Origin of the sequence: Gimesia sp., from assembly GCF_040219335.1 — a bacterium.
GTDB lineage: Bacteria > Planctomycetota > Planctomycetia > Planctomycetales > Planctomycetaceae > Gimesia.
The window spans coordinates 31988-50978 of the sequence record NZ_JAVJSQ010000022.1 but is presented as its reverse complement, the minus strand read 5'-3'; the positions used below and the strand labels follow the sequence as shown (position 1 = coordinate 50978).

General features: G+C 51.9%; 13 protein-coding genes. 5 read left to right on the top strand and 8 right to left on the bottom strand.

Annotated features, from left to right (window positions below; all coding sequences use genetic code 11):
* The first annotated feature begins 73 nt into the window (after positions 1-73).
* The 3 genes from RID21_RS18920 to RID21_RS18910 all read left to right on the top strand — a co-directional run bounded on the left by RID21_RS18920 (position 74) and on the right by RID21_RS18910 (position 5628).
* Positions 74-3892, top strand: a complete 3819-nt coding sequence (locus tag RID21_RS18920; protein WP_350191516.1) for a secretin N-terminal domain-containing protein — start codon at positions 74-76, stop codon at positions 3890-3892.
* Between the two features lie 24 nt (positions 3893-3916).
* Positions 3917-4810, top strand: a complete 894-nt coding sequence (locus RID21_RS18915; RefSeq protein ID WP_350191514.1) for a hypothetical protein — start codon at positions 3917-3919, stop codon at positions 4808-4810.
* Between the two features lie 167 nt (positions 4811-4977).
* A complete protein-coding gene (locus RID21_RS18910) occupies positions 4978-5628 on the top strand; it encodes a BON domain-containing protein (RefSeq protein WP_350191512.1) in 651 nt (216 codons plus the stop codon).
* 6 nt (positions 5629-5634) lie between these two features.
* Here RID21_RS18910 and trhP read toward each other — a convergent pair whose 3' ends face one another.
* The 4 genes from trhP to RID21_RS18890 form a co-directional block, all read right to left on the bottom strand.
* Positions 5635-7011, bottom strand: a complete 1377-nt coding sequence (trhP, locus tag RID21_RS18905; protein WP_350191510.1) for a prephenate-dependent tRNA uridine(34) hydroxylase TrhP — start codon at positions 7009-7011, stop codon at positions 5635-5637.
* A gap of 56 nt (positions 7012-7067) precedes the next feature.
* On the bottom strand, positions 7068-7997 hold the full coding sequence (locus RID21_RS18900) for a sialate O-acetylesterase (protein ID WP_350191508.1): 930 nt from the start codon (positions 7995-7997) through the stop codon (positions 7068-7070).
* Positions 7998-8157: 160 nt separating this feature from the next.
* Entirely contained in the window at positions 8158-9615 is a 1458-nt protein-coding gene (locus RID21_RS18895; protein WP_350191506.1) for a DUF1501 domain-containing protein, read from the bottom strand.
* A 9-nt stretch (positions 9616-9624) separates the two neighbouring features.
* Complete coding sequence (locus RID21_RS18890; protein ID WP_350191504.1) at positions 9625-12906, bottom strand: PSD1 and planctomycete cytochrome C domain-containing protein; 3282 nt, start codon at positions 12904-12906, stop codon at positions 9625-9627.
* Positions 12907-13359: 453 nt separating this feature from the next.
* On the opposite strand from RID21_RS18890, the gene RID21_RS18885 reads away from it, so the two are divergent.
* Together RID21_RS18885 and smpB are read left to right on the top strand one after the other, a co-directional pair.
* Positions 13360-14109: a hypothetical protein gene (locus RID21_RS18885; RefSeq protein ID WP_350191502.1), complete on the top strand. Its 750-nt coding sequence runs from the start codon at positions 13360-13362 to the stop codon at positions 14107-14109.
* A 159-nt stretch (positions 14110-14268) separates the two neighbouring features.
* Positions 14269-14763, top strand: coding sequence for an SsrA-binding protein SmpB (smpB, locus tag RID21_RS18880; RefSeq protein WP_145043994.1), 495 nt, complete (start codon positions 14269-14271; stop codon positions 14761-14763).
* Between the two features lie 60 nt (positions 14764-14823).
* Here smpB and RID21_RS18875 read toward each other — a convergent pair whose 3' ends face one another.
* The 4 genes from RID21_RS18875 to recO all read right to left on the bottom strand — a co-directional run bounded on the left by RID21_RS18875 (position 14824) and on the right by recO (position 18971).
* Positions 14824-15966, bottom strand: coding sequence for a PASTA domain-containing protein (locus RID21_RS18875; protein WP_350191500.1), 1143 nt, complete (start codon positions 15964-15966; stop codon positions 14824-14826).
* 187 nt (positions 15967-16153) lie between these two features.
* A complete protein-coding gene (gene lptE, locus RID21_RS18870; RefSeq protein ID WP_145043990.1) occupies positions 16154-16675 on the bottom strand; it encodes an LPS assembly lipoprotein LptE in 522 nt (173 codons plus the stop codon).
* A gap of 45 nt (positions 16676-16720) precedes the next feature.
* Positions 16721-18193, bottom strand: a complete 1473-nt coding sequence (gene bamD, locus RID21_RS18865; RefSeq protein ID WP_350191498.1) for an outer membrane protein assembly factor BamD — start codon at positions 18191-18193, stop codon at positions 16721-16723.
* 31 nt (positions 18194-18224) lie between these two features.
* Positions 18225-18971, bottom strand: a complete 747-nt coding sequence (gene recO / locus RID21_RS18860; protein WP_350191496.1) for a DNA repair protein RecO — start codon at positions 18969-18971, stop codon at positions 18225-18227.
* Positions 18972-18991: the final 20 nt, after the last annotated feature.

Sequence of the window (18991 nt, the reverse complement as noted above, 5' to 3'; positions counted from 1 at the left end):
CAGCAAACCGGGATTATGGAACCGCCTGCGTAAACCCTCTAATGCATCGTCTGATCAGTCGGCAAAAGCAGCTGTGGTTACTTCAAAGAGTGTTCCCGTATCAGAACTGCCCGTAGAGGAACTGGATGAAACGCAAAACAGCGAAGATGTTGCGAATATCACCCTGAACCATCTGCAGTCCACCTGGGATCAGGTGCTTCATAAAGTCGCCGAACAAAGCGGACTGACACTCGTGATGGACGTTGTTCCCAAAGGATTCTTCTCCCGCAGAGATAAACGGCCACATACCCTCGAAGAAACGTTTCAGATTTTGAACCGGGATCTGGAACCCAAAGGTTTCCGTCTGTTACAGAAAGATAAATTTATTGTCGTCCTGGATCTCCGATCGACCAAGGCCAGGTATATTCGTCCGACAATTCAGTCAGCAGAAAATGAATCAGACCAGCCTCAGCAGAAACAATCAGAGGTTGAGCGTGTATCACATCAGGAAAGAGCACAATCCTCAGTTCCAGCAACTAGACAAGCTGATATCGCCGCTGCTGTAGAACCACCGGCATTTGAGAACAGTGCCCGTCAACTGCAACCGAGCGCAGAAAATGCAAAAGTTCTTTTCAGTGTCCATCCCCGTACTGTTCATAGCACCGACATTCTCAGACTGTTTTATCATGCATTTGAAACACAGGCAGAACTGCAGGGGGAAGGTCCCCGGGGGTTGCCTGGTATTGTTGTATTTGAATCACGCCAGCAGACATTGAATCGTGATCAGGACAGTCAAAGCCTGGATGTGATCTCTGCTCAGGTCGATTTCCGTATCGGTCTGGACAAACAGAATAACGAACTGGTTTTCGAGGCATCACGGAAGAAAGCTGCTGTCCTCAAATCAACCGTTCTCAAGCTGGACCGATCTGCCAATGGTTATGCAGAATCGATTCAGCTCGTAACGGGTTCTCCACAAATTGGTCGAGTTGCACAGACACTGCATCAGCAGACACAGGTTGCCTCCACTGCTGCCGCTACCCGAAACAGGCCTGCAAAAGGCTATGTAGATCAGCTGGGGGTGCCTCGTGAGCAACAGATTGATCAGCTACGGGATCGTATCGACCAAATGTCGTTTGATGAAGCTCAACCACAAAACCCGAACGCTCCACAGGTACCACCTCAACCGGCTGAAAAACCGGAGAACATGTCACCGAAGCCATCGTTACCTGAACTGTTACAGGACCTGAGTGGTAACGTCAACATTGAGTCGGTTCCCGATCTGGGAGTCCTGATTCTGCGTGGGAAAGATGAAGATGTGAACGCGCTGATGAAGATCATCAAGGAACTGGAAAAACTCAGTGAAGGAACACGTCCCGATATTCATCTGTTAAACCTGCGGAATGTGAACTCCGCTGCCCTGGCAGAACTGTTGAATGGAGTATACGAAGACCTCGTCAAGCTGCGGGCAATCCAGGGGCAGGAACAGAAGATAAAAATCATTCCCCTGGTAAAACCGAATGCCCTGCTGATTCTGGCTCCGGAAACCGACATGCCATCCATTCTGAAACTGGCTGATGAACTTGATCAGCCAGTGGATCCGATGAACGAGTTTGGTGTATTTCAACTCAAGAGCGCCAGCGCCAGTCAGGTTGCGACAACCTTGCGTGAGTTTTACAACGAGCGTGGCGGACTGGGGACGCGGGTGGTGGTCTCACCAAATATTCGCACGAATTCCATCATCGTGCAGGCGCAGCCTCGCGATATGCAGGAAGTGGCTGCCTTGATCAAAAAGATTGATCTGGATCAGTCGCAGGCGGTGAGCCGTGTTAAGATCTTCCCACTCAAGAATGCCATTGCCGCCGATCTGGCGGAAACGTTGAATGCTACTCTGCAGAGCGTATTAAACCCGGCAGCCGCCCGGACCACGACCGGCCTGGGAGCCAATATCGGTGGCGCCGGTGGGGAAGCCGCACAGCAGTTGCAGGAAGCCCGCTCTGTGGTACTTGAATATCTCTCAAAAGAAGGACAACAGAGTCGGGTACTCAGATCCGGTCTTCTGGCTGACATTCGCCTGATTCCTGATCCTCGGGCCAATACACTGGTTGTAACCGCCCCTAAGGATAGCCTGGACCTGATCGGCGCCTTGATTCAACAGTTTGACGAACGCGTCACCACAGTTGCAGAGCTCAAAGTCTTTACTCTGAAAAATGCTGATGCAGAATCAATGGTTACATTGTTGCAGTCAACATTCTCAGAGGAAAACCAGCAGACCGATCTGGGAATTCAGATCGCAGGTGTAAATGATGCGAACAGCAACCTGATTCCGCTCAAGTTTTCAGTCGATCGCCGTACAAACTCTGTTGTTGCCCAAGGGGGCGCCGATGCCCTGCAGATCGTCGAAGCGATTCTACTCAAACTGGATAGTGCCGACAGCAGGAAACGGGAAACGACCGTTATTCAATTGAAGAATACCCCGGTGGCTGATGTATCTCAGGCAATCAATGAATTTCTCGAAACGCAGAGGTCACTGGTTGCCCAGGACCCGGATCTGATCAGCAGTTTTGAACTGCTGGAACGCGAAGTGATTGTGGTTCCAGAACCGATCAACAATAACCTGATCATCAGTGCGACTCCCCGTTATTTCGAACAGGTTTCCAACCTGGTCAAAGAGCTGGATAAAGAAGCACCGCAGGTGATTATTCAGGCTCTGATTGTTGAAGTGGAACTGGATAACGACGATGAGTTTGGTGTGGAACTGGGGATCCAGGACTCCCTGCTCTTTAACCGCAGTCTGATTGATAATGTTCTGACGGTACAGCAGACCGTAACCGGGCAGAATAACGTGACTCAGACAAATCAGACGATCGTGTCTCAGGAAGCAACACCAGGTTTCATCTTCAATTCTGTGAATCCTCTGGGGACTAATAATACGAATAACACCGGCAACACCGCAGGCCAGGCCCTGAGTAACTTCTCGCTGCAGAGAGGCAACAGTGATCTTGGTTTCGGTGGACTGGTACTTTCTGCCAGTTCGGAATCAGTGAGTATCCTGATTCGGGCCCTCGCCGCAAAACGGAACGTGCACATACTGAGTCGTCCACAGATTCGTACTGTAGATAATGTGACAGCTCAAATTCAGGTCGGTCAGATTGTGCCCGTGGTCAATGGAGTTTCTGTTACCGCAGTCGGTTCAGCGAATCCCGTCATCGTGCAATCGGAAGCAGGGATTATCCTGACGGTCACTCCTCGAATCAGTCCGGACGGTAACATCGTCATGGAAACCCTGGCAGAGAAAAGTGACTTTAACGGATCGAGTGTTCCCATCTTTACCGATGCGACCACCGGTAACGTTGTGGAATCTCCCATTAAGAATATTACATCCGTGCAGACAACAGTCAGTGTGCCCAACGGACAGACCGTTGTTCTGGGGGGCATGATTACAGAATCTGATACCACGATCGAACGTAAGGTTCCATGGCTGGGTGACATTCCCGTTTTAGGCATTCCATTCCGTTACGATTATCTTTCAACGCGTCGTAAAGAACTGCTTGTATTTCTCACGCCGAGAATTATCCGTAATGATGCAGATTCTGAATTCATCAAGCAGGTGGAAGCCGAACGTATTCATCTCCAGGTAGAAAAAGCGGAAGATATGCACGGCCCCATCTTTGCAGTGCCCCCGGGAGAACCGGAGTTCATGCCTGATGGCCCCGGTATGCTGGAAGAAATTCCCACGACTGTGATGCCACAATCGAATCTGAATCCTATGCCCGAAACTCCACCGGCACCAGCTTTGGGGGGAGAAATTCAGCAGATGAATTATGAGACGAAATCAAAGCCTGCGATCCCCACTAAACCTGCTCCGAAAACACGATTCAAGAAACCGAAATTTCCCTACTGGAAGCGAGACTAAGTAATGCAGCATTCGATCAGATCTATGCGATATTCTGTGATCTGCCTGTTGTGTTTCATTCCTCTGTCTGGTTGCAGCAGCCTGGCACTCACGACCTGGAACTGGCAGAATTCCAGACAGTATGCCAGTGCAAAGAAGCCGGCAGTGGAAGTGATCGCGCTGTGGGAGCCGGCAGAAGGCAAGGGAGTGGATGGTTTACCTACACGCGGATTCGCCGGACAGATACTCTTTTTTCAACACAACAATACGACCCCCGTCTACGTGAAGGGGGAGGTCATGATTTACCTCTATGACGATCAGGGCGAGGGGGCCGAGCAGTCCAAGCCGATCCACCAGTTCAAATTTGATTCCGGGGCCTGGCAGGTTCATGCTGTGGACTCGACCCTGGGGCCAGCTTATCAACTCTTCATTCCCTACGTGCGTAAAGGGAAGGATCAGGCGGAATGTGCTTTGCGGGTTAAGTTGACTCAAACGGAGGCCCCCGAAGTTTATTCCCGGATGGTTTCTGTCAAACTGGAAGGCAATAAGCCTCCTGCTGATTCGGCTCAACCACTGGCTCAACTATCACCTGCTCCTCAACCTGAAGAAGATGCTGTCACCTCCGTCGAGACGCTGGCACGACGTGAGCGCGGCAAGCGACTGGAACTGGCTGCCGATCTCAAACGGAAGTCTGTATCAGTACCGGTTCAGGAATCTGTGATTCAACAGGTGAGTGCCGAGTCTCTCGCGCCGCGCGAACAACCCCCCTCTGTCGATGATCGGGATCTGCGGATTCGACGACTGGAAGAACAGTTGGGTCAGTTGCTCAACGAGAATAAACAGACCCGGATTGAACCTGCACCTGTTCAACAGGGAACTTCGTTTGAATCTCAGTCTGACACAGAATATCGGCAATACCGTCTGAGTGGGAATCGCTAAAGAGGCAGCGGGCGACAAACGGATTATTTGCTTTCCCCCGCAAATGACGATGGTATAATTAGAGAAGTATCTGCAAGCCCCGGTTCTATCTCCCATTTTGAGGGAATATCATGTTGAATAAATTCTTCACAAGTTCAATGATCACTGCGGGTTTTGCGTGTGCGGTCATGCTGCAAACGCAAATCTGTCAGGGGCAGGTGCAGACGCTTTCTACCAGTGGTGGCTCACAATCATCACGGGGGGGTAATCAATCTTTGGGAGGATCCACATCCGGGTTGGGGGGAAGTTCAGGGACAGCACAGACTCCTCTGAACAATCTGCAGACACCGCTCTCATCTGGAATGGGGACGCCACAGAATCTGAACTCTCAGAACAATTTTATTGGCCGCTCTGATGCTGCGCAGAATGCATTTATTGGTCGCAATAATGCCCAGTCTGCGACCGGCGGTGCTCCCGGACAGAATCGGAATTTCAATCGTGCGACGGGGGGAGGCTCGCAAAACAGTCTGAATCAGCGGAATGCGGGGCAGACGGGGCCCAGGGTCCCTGAGTTCCGACCCCAGTTACGAGTCGCATTTACGGCGCCGGCTATTCCCATGAGTAACGTCTCCGCTTCAATCGGGAATTCCTTCGATCAACTGCGAACCCGAAATGACAAATTGAGTGGTGTTCAGTTTCAGGTCAACGCCGATCACAGTGTGACACTGCGTGGTGAAGTCGACTCAGCAGGAACTCGGAAGCTGGTCGAATTCCTGGCGATGCTCGAGCCGGGAGTGCGCATGGTCAACAACGAACTGACTGTTAAAGGTCAGAAGTAAACGGCTCTAGGTGAGTGAAGCCGTCGCTGGCGTCCCAACCGATTTCATGAGCAGTGCGAACTGTTGATCGTGGTCGCTCATCGAGCCTGCACTCTCTTCAAGCTGATTCTCTGTGAAGGGAATCTTCACTACGTGCCCACTGCCCGGCGCCACGTCCACAGATTCTGATTTCTGGTTCAGTAGCGATTTCAGTGAGAAGACCGTATTCCCTGCAGGAGTCATCAGCTCGAGTTCATCATTGAGCCCGAACTTGTTTTTGACATCAACAATCAGACCGTCTGCATCGCGGTCGATGATATCGCCGACAAACTGTTGCTTGCTGGCAACCGAACGACCGTGCTCGTAATTCTGCATGCTCTCTGATGCATGTCTCTGGAAGAAACCTTCCGTATAACCGCGATTCGACAGGCTGTCGAGCATTTCCATCAGTTCGTAATTGAACTCCACCCCTGCTGCAGCATCGTCGATGGCTTTACGATAGACCTGTGCGGTGCGGGCTGCATAAAAGAAGGACTTGGTGCGTCCCTCAATTTTCAACGAACTGATGCCCATGTCGGTAAAGGTCTTCACATGCTGTACCGCGCGGAGATCTTTGGAGTTCATGATGTAGGTGCCATGCTCGTCTTCATAGGCGGGCATATACTCTCCCGGTCGTTGTGGTTCTTCGAGCAGGAAAACCTGGTCCACGATCGGCAACTGTGGTTCACGTGGGGGCGGGGGATTCTTCAACACGATGTCCCCTTCTGGTGTCTGTACGGCTTCGTTGACTTTATAGTCCCAGCGACAGGCGTTGGTGCAGTTCCCCTGGTTGGAATCGCGATGATTCATATACCCCGATAGCAGGCAACGTCCGGAATAGGCAATACACAGTGCGCCATGCACGAAGACTTCGAGCTCCATGTCGGGGCATTCTTCCTGGATCTCAGCCACTTCCTTGATGGACAGTTCCCGCGACAGAATGATCCGGGTCAAACCAAACTTCTGCCAGAACTTGACGGTGGCATAGTTGACTGCGTTGGCCTGCACTGAAAGATGGATCGGCACATCGGGCCAGCGTTCGCGGACCATCATAATCAGTCCCGGATCCGACATGATCAACGCATCGGGCTGCATGTCGATGACCGGTTCCATATTCTTGAGGTAACTGCGGACCTTGAGGTTGTGAGGGGCGATGTTGCTGGCGATGTAGAATTTTTTACCCAGCTTGTGTGCTTCGGCAACCGCATCCGCCATGACATCCAGTTTATTGAATTCGTTTTCCCGCACACGCAGGCTGTAACGGGGCTGTCCCGCGTAGACGGCATCCGCCCCGAAGGCGTAAGCGTACTGCATGGCTTTGCGGGTTCCGGCTGGGGAAAGCAGTTCAGGTTTGGTTACAGACATCGAAAATCACACTCTCAAATAGAATATAAAAAGGAAAGTCTTCACGCAGGATAGTACTAATCCTGGGGGGCTTTCCATAGGGCCTGGGCAAATTTACTGCCTAAATCCAGATAACCTGCTGAATTATAGTGCCAACGATCCGAATAACCATATCCGTCTGTACTGGTTACCAGGGCCGCATGTCCGTCTTTTTTGACGAACGACGCCTGGGCATCGCGTACAATTTCACCATACTTCCAGACCTTTCCCTCCGGATTATCTCCGGAATCAGAAATACGTCCAATCACAACGGGCAGGTCATCTGTCAGTAGTGTAGCGCGTATTAAGTCCATCAGTCGCTTGAGGTTGGCTTCATACTGCTGGGCGATTTCTTCGGTGTAGGCAGCATCACTTTCTCCCTGCATCCAGACAATTCCAGCCGGCACCAGCGTATCTGGCTCTCCGTCCTGATCGATATCACGTGTCTGTAAGGCTCGTTTCATGCCTGCCAGAAAGTGGTCGTACTGGTTGATTCCCTGCCCTGCACCGGTTCCACTGTTAAAATCTGGGTCCCAACAACCGAATTTGCCGGCGGCATCGATGGCGATTGAGGTGCCACCACGCGAGATCTTGATCAGTGCCACCGGTTCATCAGGGGCCAGTTCCTTAATCTTACGGGCGAAGGTCAGCTCCACACCAAATCGATCGGAGTATGTATTCGAAGTTCCATCCGACTTGAAACCGGCTCCATGACCGGGTTTCAGAGGAGCCCAGATTCCGCGGCCATCGACGGGGACTGCATCTGGTGCCGGGTTCGCGTGAAAGATCATCACTCCAGAGACCTGGTCACTTAAGTCTTTCGGCAGATCTTTGACATAGCCATATCCATCCATGTTCGACTGGCCTCCCAGGAAATACACCCGGTAGGTTTTCGCAGTTGCCCGATCGATATTCAGCAACAGCAGGGATGAAAACAGTGTCAGCGCGAGACAGACAGAACGCAGCATGGGGACCCCTTTCGCAGCAACCTGGTAAATAAGGAAACCGTACGATTCTGAATCGTACGGTCTTATTATACCGGTTCCTTGAGCGGATTCGACCGGTCAGTAGAAAAGATGCCCGATGAATCCCTTGAAAAGCGGCTCGGCTGGTGATAGATGTGCTGGTTTATGCGATGATTTCATCAATGGGGTGACCGAAATCCATTTCGATACGCTTATGACCGGGCACTTCCAGCAGACGGGCATTCAGGCCAAGCTGCTTCATCAGGGTGGCATGCACGTCGGTCACATAATGCGGTTTTTCCACGGCGTGGAAGCCGAGTTCATCGGTTGCTCCGTGTGCAACGCCCCCTTTCAGTCCACCGCCGGCCATCCAGATTGAGAATCCGTAGGGATGGTGATCGCGGCCATTACTTCCCTGTGATCCGGGGGTCCGTCCGAATTCGGTGGCGAAGACGACGATCGTATCTTTGAGCAGGCCGCGGCGTTTGAGGTCTTTCAGCAGACCGGCGGCTGGCTGATCAACCTGATTGGCCAGTTTGGAATGGCTTTTCTGGAGGTTGGAGTGCGAATCCCAGGCACCGGCGGCACCAGGCCCGTGCATAATTTGTATGAATCGAACTCCCTTCTCGACGAACCGACGGGCTGCCAGCAGCTGCATGCCAAACGGTTTGGTCTCCGGGTTGTTGAGTCCGTAGAGATCCTGGGTCTCTTTGGTTTCCTGATCGAAACGAATCACCTCCGGGACGGCGGTCTGCATGCGGAACGCCAGTTCGTAGGATTTCATGCGTGCCTGTAGCGTAGTATCGTTCGGATACTGTTCGGCACTGAGTTGATTCAACTGGTTGACCAGCGAAAACTCAATCTGCTGTTCCCGGTGAGAAAGATCCAGTTCCGGCTTGGCATAAGGCAGCGGGTTTTTAGGGTCGACTTTCAGAGGAACGGAATCATAGGCGGGGCCCAGATAATGACCGTCGCGTACGTCAAAGAAACGCGGCCCCATATTAATAAACTGTGGGAGGTTCTGGTTCAGAGTGCCGAGCCCATAGTTGACCCAGGCGCCAATGGTAGGCACACGCCCATCGAGCATGTGACGGCCGGAATGGAACTGCACCTGGGCACCGTGGTTGTCATCGGTCGTCCACATTGAACGCACGATCGAAATGTCATCGACGCAGCCGCCGATATGGGGGAACCAGTCGCTGACTTCGATACCACTTTCGCCATACTTTTTGTAACCGACCTGCAACGGATAGATTTTATTCCGCTGCTGACCGTTGGCATCATTGACGACAACCACTCGGACTTTTTTCAGCTTTTCCGGGTCCTGCACGTCTTTCCAGGGAGTTTCACTGATCGATTTCCCCTCGTATTTGGTGAGCATCGGCTTGGGATCGAAGCTCTCCATATGACTCACTCCACCCCGCATGAACAGCCAGATCACACTTTTGGCTTTGGGACGAAAGTGTGGCTGTCCGGTCGGCGGGTGATGTCCGGAGGCTTGGGCCTCTTCCTGCAACAGTGAAGCCAGAGAGATTCCAGCCAGTCCGGAACCCAGGCTGCTCATAAAATGACGGCGGGGTAACGGGCTTTGTGTCTGATCAGTATATGATCGATGATTCATGAGGCACCTTCAGCGAATGGTGATGAAATCATTATGGTTAAGTAAGGCGTGAACCAGGTTCTCGCGGGAACGCCAGAGCGGTTCTTTCTGCCCGGACGTCTTGAGGACGGATTGCATTTCACCCAGGGCCTGCAGACAGAGTGACTGGGCCTCGGCCGTCGGTTCGACACACAGAATCAGTTCATAGGCACGCTTGACGAATTCCTCGTCATTGGCTTCGGGAGCCTGTTTTCGTAATCGAGCCGTGATTTTACGTGCCATCTGCAGGGAAACTTTACTGTTTGCCAGAGCCAGTGCCTGCTGAGGGACTACACTTTCCTGACGACGGTAACAGGCAAAGATGTCAGCGGCATCAAACATACTCAGGAATTTTTCCTGGGAATCACGAGAGTAGGTGAAGTACAGGCTGCGGCGTTTGCTGTCTGTATTTTTGTCAGGATCGATGGTGGGGCCACCCAGCGTCAGGTCCAGTTCTCCTGCCAGGGAGAGCAGGCTGTCACGGATGACTTCCGATTCCATGCGGACAGTATTCCGACGCCAGTAATACGCATTGGCTGAATCAGCTTTGAGTGTTTGAGGGTCGGCGTCGCGGGTTGAACTGCTGAGTTGATAAGTCTGTGAAGTGACCATCAGGCGATGCAGGTGTTTCATGCTCCAGTTGTGTTCCATGAAATCGACTGCCAGCCAGTCAAGCAGATCCTGATGCAGTGGCTGTTTGGAACGCAGGCCGAAGTCGGTTACATCTTCCACCAGTGGCTGACCAAAGTGCCTCAACCAGATGTGGTTGACGGCCACGCGGGCGGTCAGTGGATTCTGGCGATCAGTGACCCAGCGGGCGAAGGCAGTGCGTCGGCCGGTGCTGGTTGTAGGGTAAGGCTGCGAACGGGAAGCTTCCGTTTCAGCTGGTCCTTCCAGAGCCTTACGCGAAGCACGAACCCGCGTGTATTTTTCACCTGGTTCCTCAATCGCTTTCCGGGCTGCCTGCAGTTTGCTGTCGGCGGTCTGAATCTCTTTGTCCAGTTTTTTCTGATCCGCTGCTTTAGTGGTCGCTTGCCGTTTTTCCTGAAGCTGGGCCAGTTTCTCTTTTGCCTGAGCCAGCTCATACTGACGGGCCGCCAGGGCGGCAGCGCGTTTCAGTTCGGTCTGTTTCTCTTCGGGCAGATCAGAATATGCGGCTTTATCCGCGGCGAATGCGGCCTCCAGCGAGGCTTTATACAGTTTTGCCGACTGCAGGGCTGCTGCCGCGGTTCTGGTCCTGGCCTGTGCGACTTCCAGGCTCGGTTTGGCTGGTTGTTTACCTTGAATCATTTCTGCATCAGCTGGCAGTGGGATAATCTTGACAGAATCGAATTCCGCGGCAGCATCGAATGCCAGCAGATCGATTTTTCCGGCTTCCCGTGCCAGCGGTAGAGTATAAGCGATTGCATGTTCGCCATTGAGGGAGACGTTGACCAGCCGATCGCGAACTTTGATTTCCATTTCATAGTTCTCATTCAGGCTGACTTCGCAGGCGTGGCGCCCCTCGGAGGGATAGATAGATTTTGCATCTTCTTTGTAGCTGACCTGCAGCTTGGAACCGGGTTGGACGGCACTCAGGTAAATCCACTTTTCCCGGTCTCCATTCACATCGAATGCGAGTCCAACTGACCGCCATTTATCACCACCTGTAGTTTTGAATTTGAATGTGGCCTGGAAGTCCTCGGGGTGATCCGCCTTTGATCGCAGGTAAGCGCGGCCGTAACCGGTTTTTGTCTGGATCAGTTTTCCATCCTGATAGGCCCATTGTCCGGGACCGAGTTCCCAGAGTTCCGTATTGGCTTTTGCAAAATCGTCGATCAGAAAGGGTTTGGAGGGAGCAGGCGTCTGGGCTTGAGCAACCTGAGACCGGGCCGTCTTTTCCAGTTCCGCCAGTTGCTGTTCCGCTTTCTGATGACTGCTCTGTGCTGCAGCGATTTTTGCGTCAGCGGCTTCTAACTGGTCTTTGAGAACAAATTCCTGCAGGGCAGGATGATGTGCGGTTGCGGGGAGAGAGACCGGTGCAGGCTTATATTCTCGGAACGTGAAAATCTCCGGTGTTGCAGGCGGCATGGCCTGGCTTTCGTCCGGATCTTTTTCGTTACCCCGGACATGCACATAGGTCTTGGCATCATTGTGTGCATCGAAGATCCGCGGGAGCCCGTCTTGCTCCAGGTCGGTGACGCCCGGAACGGGATCCAGGCGGACCTGATATGGTTCGAAGATGGCCCGCATCTGGTAATAGTCGTGATGGGTCAAAGGGTCATACTTATGATCGTGGCACTTGGCACAGTTCATGGTGAGTCCCAGAAACGCTTTCGATGTGTGTTCCAGGGTGCTGTCCAGCCAGGTTGTGCGATTAAACAGGTAATAGTGTCGTGCGAGGAAGCCGGTGGCCCGCAGTGCATCGCGATCGGTCGGCTTGATTTCGTCTGCCGCCAGCATGTCCTGCACCATCTCGGCGTAACTGCTGTCGTTATTCAGTGAGTCAATTATCCAGTCCCGCCAGTGCCAGATATGCTTCTGGCTGTAACGTAACTGTTTTCCCAGACCGTACCAGTCAGTATAGCGCCAGATATCCATCCAGTGTCTGCCCCAGCGTTCTCCATATTGGGGACTGGCCAGCAGGCGATCTACGGCTTTTTCATAGGCTTTGGGATCGGTGTCGTTTACGAATTGTTCGATCTCTTCCGGTGAAGGTGGCAGGCCGATCAGATCCAGATAGACACGTCTGAGTAAAATTCGCCTGGAAGCCGGAGCGACGGGGATCAGATTCTGTGCCTGTTGTTTTGCCTTCAGGAGTGCATCAATCGGATTCAACTGATTTCCTGCAGGAAGTTTATATTTGACGGGAGGCTGGAAAGCCCAGTGGTCTTCCGGACGTCCGGGTATGGTCTCGACCGGCGACTCTGCCCCCTGCTCAATCCAGGTTTTGATGAGTTCGATCTGCTTAGTTGAGAGACGTGCACCTTCCTCGGGCGGAGGCATCTGTTCGTCTCCCTCTGCCATGATCCGGTAGAGCAGCAGGCTGTCATCTGGTTTGCCGGGAACGAGGGCCGCTCCGCTGTCACCGCCGTTGAGCATCAGCTCGCGGGTTTCGACGCGTAACTCGGCTTCCTGCTTCAGCGTACTGTGGCAGGCATAGCATTTTTCGGTCAGCAGAGGTTTGATCTGTTTCAGGTAGTCAACTTTCTCCGCAGCCTCTAAAGCAGGCGTTGAGACAGTGATCAGGGTTAAAAATCCCAGAACTGAAACGACACGAACAGGTTCAGGCAATCGTATTTTCATACATTAATATGTACCAAGGAATCGGGAGGTGAGTAAGTCCTTACTTTTGATTTTTATATATTATATATATTTTTCTTTGTATATTTTATACAAAATAGAGCCAGTCGGAGGCATAATCGGCAAACACAGTGGCCCTCGTCAATCAAACGACAATACAGCCAGGCGGGAATGAAGGTGGCAGGTCCTAAGTATCAGTCCCTAAACAGCCTTGCAGTCCGCATTCAGCACGTCTACTATTGCGGAACACTAACGATTCTGAATTGCCGGGAATACAACACATTTCCACCGAGACAGTGCTCAAATCGGGTTCTGCTTGCAGGTTTTAGTGATCCATGGCGGCTCAAAATGCGTTGTGCTCAAGGAAGTCAATTCGATCAATAACGGGGTCTGCTTTTCAGCGTCAGACTCCAGCACCAGTGAATAATGATAAGGGATTCGATCATGGCCGATGATTCCACGATGGGTGAGGAACTGAAACCGGGAGCCGGGCACCACAAAGATGATGTCCCCGACCGTATCTACCTGATTTCCTACCCCAAGATTGTGTTTCTCTATCCAACCCTGATCGTCTCAATCGCTGCTGCGATTTTTATGACCTTTGCTGGGGAATCAGCGTATGTGGGCGGTAAATCGGAACATACGGCTGAAGTCATGGCCTTGATCTTTCTGGGTGTCTTTGGCTTTAATCTGACAGTACTGGCGTTTGACTTTCCCCGCACCACGTCGTTGACTCTGTTCTTCCTCGGCGTGGCTCTGTTTATGGGGGCCTGGATGATCCTGCGGTTTAACCCGGAAATTGTCCCCGCACTGTCGAATTTCCTGAAAAGTCTGCGTCCTTGGGCCAATTCTCAGATGTACTGGATGTTCTCTGGGATTCTGGGGCTGATCTTTATCTGCGTGGGCATCTATGTTCGCTTTGACTATTGGGAAGTTCGTGGTAATGAACTGCTGCATCACCATGGATTCCTGAGTGACCTGGAACGATTTTCGGCTCCCAACCTGAAGATTGACAAGGAAATCAGCGATATCTTTGAGTATCTCCTGTTGCGTTCCGGCCGACTGGTACTGCATCCCCGTAATGAGCCACGGGCCATTGTGCTGGATAATGTTCCCTTCATTTCCAAAAAGGAAAAGCAGATTACCCGGATGTTAGGAGCTCTGCAGGTTCAGCTGCGACCGGACAGCAATTAAGTCATTTGCTGCTGAACCAGATCACACCTGTGTGTGTCAGTACCAGACGCGCGTGTGATTTCAAGCTGATTGAAATCAGTTCATTCTCGGTTAAAATGTACGTCTTTAGAGTAAGCATCGTTCGCCCGATTATCCGGGTGACTTCAGGAGATTCTGGCAATGGGTAAAAAGGGAAAGAAGAAAGCTTCGAAAGAAGATCCCAATTCGCGTACCGTCTGCCAGAATCGTAAGGCCCGCCACAATTACGAGATACTGGATACACTCGATTGCGGAATTATGCTGGCGGGGAGCGAAGTCAAAAGCATCCGCGCGAACAAGATCTCCATCGAAGAGGCTTTTGCCCGTGTGCAGGATGGAGAAGTCTGGCTCTTTAACTGTGATATCGCCCTTTACCCGCAGGCGAACACAATGAACCACCAGACCCGGCGTCCCCGGAAGCTGCTGATGAAGAAAGCCGAGATCCGCAAATTTGCTGAGCGGTCTGAGAATTCGAGTCTGACGCTGATTCCATTGACCGTCTACTTCACTCGTGGCCTGGTGAAGGTGAAACTGGGAATCGCCAAAGGTCGTAAACTGCACGACAAGCGGGAGAAGCTCAAGAAAGATTCCGCACGCATGGATATTCAACGTGCGATGCGCGCCCGCAATAACTGAAAAAGCCCCGGGGTGGTTTCCCCAGGGCTTTTCTATGAGTTATTTATGTTCTTACCCGGCTCAGTTTTGTGCTTTACTCGGATCGACGTAGAGCTTCAGATGAATCGTCTGGCCCTTCTGAGCTGCAGAACCTGGTACAGGAACCTGCTGATAAACCTGGTAGATCAGTTTGGGTTGTCCTGCAGGATCGCCTCGGTGAAACTGAGGTTTCAGGCCCATATCTTCCAGTACTTTTCTGGCGGATTTAAAGTCATGTCCGACCATATTCGGTACTTTAAAAGTAGCATGCTGAATAGGAGCGATCTGTTGCTGCGGAGCAGGTTGTAGCTCCTGACCGCCATCGGCTTGAGCGACCACTTTACCCTGGAGCTGATAGCCTTCCAAGTCCGGTGTAAATGGACTGTTTCCGAATACTGTAGCGATGATGCCTCTGGCTTTGTTCGCTTCCACTTTTTGGAAACTGTAAACAGTGGACTGATTCCCGCCTGGGTGAATTAACTGCACAGCTCGCGGCAGATACGTATTTGGATCCAACAGGACTTTGGCTTCCTGGTAATTTGCCGCATCTGCCCGCCGACGTGGTTTGACAGCGATGACAATTTGTTGTGGTGAGTTATCTATCAGTTTTAAATAATAGCGTTGCTTAGCAGTTTTTGCAGGCATCCCGAACAGGAACGGCAGGGGGCCTTCCATGATATTGGCACCACGACGCTCCAGGGGGATCGGAAAGACTTCGTACGCTTTTTCATCTTCATCAATTTTGAAAATCCGATGTCCGTCACAGATCCATTTCTCATTTTCGCCAGGTTGTAATATGAAGGGTTTTCCTGTTTTGGGATTCACTTTACCCGGCTTGGCATTCTTACCAATTTTCATGCCGGTAATATCGATCCGGCCTTTATCTGGTTTCTCGTAATAGAATTTTCCCTCGGAGCGTTTTTCGACACAGAAAACATCGTCATACCAGATGCGAACATGCTCGCCTTCCAGTTTATTGATTTTGCCTGATTCCTTTTCCCACTTCGCCAGAATGTCTTCTAACGCTTTGGGGAGTTCCTGGACCTGCATTACTGCGTCGGCCGGGTCGGGGCGTGGTTTTCGCTGATCGACCTGCGCTTCAAGAGACGCGGTCACAAGCAGTGTCAGTATCGCCCAGGAGAATAACGTGAGAGCACTTTGGTGTAAGACAGGTTTTGACTTCATTTGATATCCAAATCCTTCCCTGAATTGCAGGTCTGGCTTGAGGCCCGATGAGATTTCGCAATCCGTACTTGTGTAGTAGACAGGTTCATCTGAAAGGTGGGGATGGTTTAAATTGTTGGGTTTCTGAAATGGTGTAGGATTTTATCAGGATAGAGAGATCCTGACCATGTGTGTTTGTGAATCAAAATTACCAGGGGGCTTCCATAAGTTGTACAATCTGATTGGCCAGCTCATCGGTGACTCTCTGGGTCGCTGTCGCCAGGGATTGCCCGACTTCCGGTGCAAACGAAGCCTGGGAAACCAGGTTGACGACATCGGCAGTAATGGGAACCTGCTGCTGTGACAGAATTTGGCCACTTCGCATATCTTCCCAGGTGACATCCACGACAAACTCCAGATTCAGATTACGAGGATCGTCATTCTGAGTGGTCCCCAATACTGATTTATTGATTTTTCTGATGGTCCCGGTAAGCCGGGTATCAGCTTCTACGCCTTTGGCCAGTCGGAAAGGAGTTCGTGACTGAATCTTACGCTGCACGGCCTCGGTTAACTGGTACTCATATCCACGACGCAGAGTCTGATTTTCGAAAATAGGTACATACACTGTCTGTACGTCGGGCTGATACGAATTGCCGACGGTGTAGCCGCAGCCTGGCAGATTGACTGACAGCACCAGCAGCACGAACAGGTTGACCACAAAACGTTTCATAAACTAAGTCATACAGGGTGATACAATTCTGCCAGGCAGAGAGGTTTATAGTTGGATCCGTGCCGGTTCCGGTTCTCCGTCTGAGGGAATTCTTCTAATCGGTTCGTCCAGTCCATCCAGTCTCAAACGAGCCGGAGGTTCGAGTTCCGTATCCTCAGCGGGTGCCTGCTCAGCAGGTGCTTTGGATGGGGCGGGAATCGCCTTGGGTTCGTCGCTGCCAAAACCGGGTATGCCCGGAAGAGAGAAGCGAGATGGTTCTGGTTCTTTTTCAGCTGATTTTTTCCCTGGTACCGCATAATTGGCCCAGAGATGATTCGTGTTATCGCGTCCCAGTTCGGCCAGCAGATCGCGGGCCTGATTGGCAAAGGGAGATGTAGGATAATGTTCGATCAGCAGGTTACAGTAGACTGCTGCTGACTTGGGTTTGCTGCGGCGCATCCAGTATTCAACGGTCTCCCACTCACGCTTTGCTTTCGCGTATTCGATTTTCTGGAGTTCCGTCTTCAGCCGTTGCTTGTCGGCGTTGGGGAACATTCGCAGTGTAGTCTCTTTCAGGTTTCCAGCATCGTCGAGCACGGTGGCATCGTAGCGGGGGCCCTGGTAAGACATCAGTTTCACGTGCGTTCCCAGCATGAAGGCATCCTTCAGGTGGGGGCTTTTCGGATATTCTTCACGCAGCAGACTGAAGGTCCGGTCTGCATCCATGTAACGTCCCTTCTGCAGATAATGACTGGCGGTCAGCATCAGAGCGTCATCGGCCAGAGGACCGGTAGGGTCATGTAGCCAGATAGACTTGAGGGCTTCGAGAGCACGGTTTTCGGTATCGAACACAGGGCGACTGCGGTCAAACAGGTTTGGCACCAGTGCCCAGCGGCTGCTGCGTTTCTTACCATCATCGGGCAGTTCGGGGGAGTCCGACCCCGGTTCCTCCAGGTTAACCTGCTGGACTTCACTGCCGGAAATGATCGAAGGATCCTGCAACCAGTGGCGTGCGATGGTAAACATCCGCTTGGTCGTCTGGTCGAGGTGACGTGTGGAAGGGAAATCCACCAGCAACTGATCGTAGCTGTCCTGTGCCCAGGAGTATCGCTTCCGGGCAAACTGACACTCGGCGATCATGAACTGAGCGTCTTCTCGAATGGGATCGTTTTTGAATTTCTTGACGATGGCCTTGAATTCTTTTTCAGCCTCTTTGTAATTCTTGGCGTCAAACAATTCCTGGGCTTTTTTGTATTCAGTTGCACCAACGCCAGGTTTGATGAAATTGGATTCCCGTTCTTTTTTCCACATCGCTGTCTGCAGCACGCGCTGCATAGGGCCGCGTACGTTGTCGATAGTGGGATCATCGGTCACGCTTTTCTTAGACCAGGGCGGTTTCCACGCGGATAATCCGGTCGAACGGTCGCTGAACATGGCGCAGCCCGTGGCACTGACACAGACGCTGAGAATCAGAGCCTGAACTACAGTGCGGAATACGCGTGAAGTTTTATTAAGTCGATCATAAGTGGACATGGTCATCCGTGACTTCCACCTGAGGAAAATGAATTGATTACAGTTTGAGGTAGGACGCCATTTTGGGGCGACGCCCCAGGATATGGGACATGGTAGTTGACAGCAGGTGTCGAATCTCGCGTTGTTGTTGAAGGGACAGGTTCAGTCGCTGGGACAGTACCGTTTTTTCAGTTGACAGTTTCTGCAGTACCGAGATGGTTCCCCGCGAGACACGCACATTTCCGTGTCTCTGCTGTTCACAATCCCGGCAATACACTCCGCCATTATGGGCATCATAGAGATACGCTTCAGCAGGCCCCAGTTCGCCGTTACAGCCGGCACAGTATTCGAACTGAGGAAGCTGACCGATCTCCTCTAATATGGTTAATTCAAATTTAATCAAAGGTTTCTGGAAATCGTCGTGTTCCTGCAGGTGCTGTATTGTTTCGCAGACTGCGTCGTACAGCTCCGGGTGAGGATCGTACTCCTCGGTCAGAGCATCCAGCAGTTCTGCGATGTAATATCCCACATACAGGTGAGACAGGTTTCCAGGATAAGGTCGAAAACGATTCACGAGCTGGGCCTCGGTGAGAATATCGAGCCCGCCGGAAGATTTTCGGATGAAGACTATCCGACATGTGGCAAGTAAGTCAATAGCAGCCTCAAATGAGCTTTTCAGCCGCTTGGCACCTTTCGCCAGACACGCAGTTTTCCCAAAGTCCCGCGTAAACCAGGTAACCACTTTACTCGACTCGCTGAAGTCGGCCAGTCGAATGATGATACCTTCCGTTTTTTCGTTTGACATAAAGCTGTAACTGCCGGGCG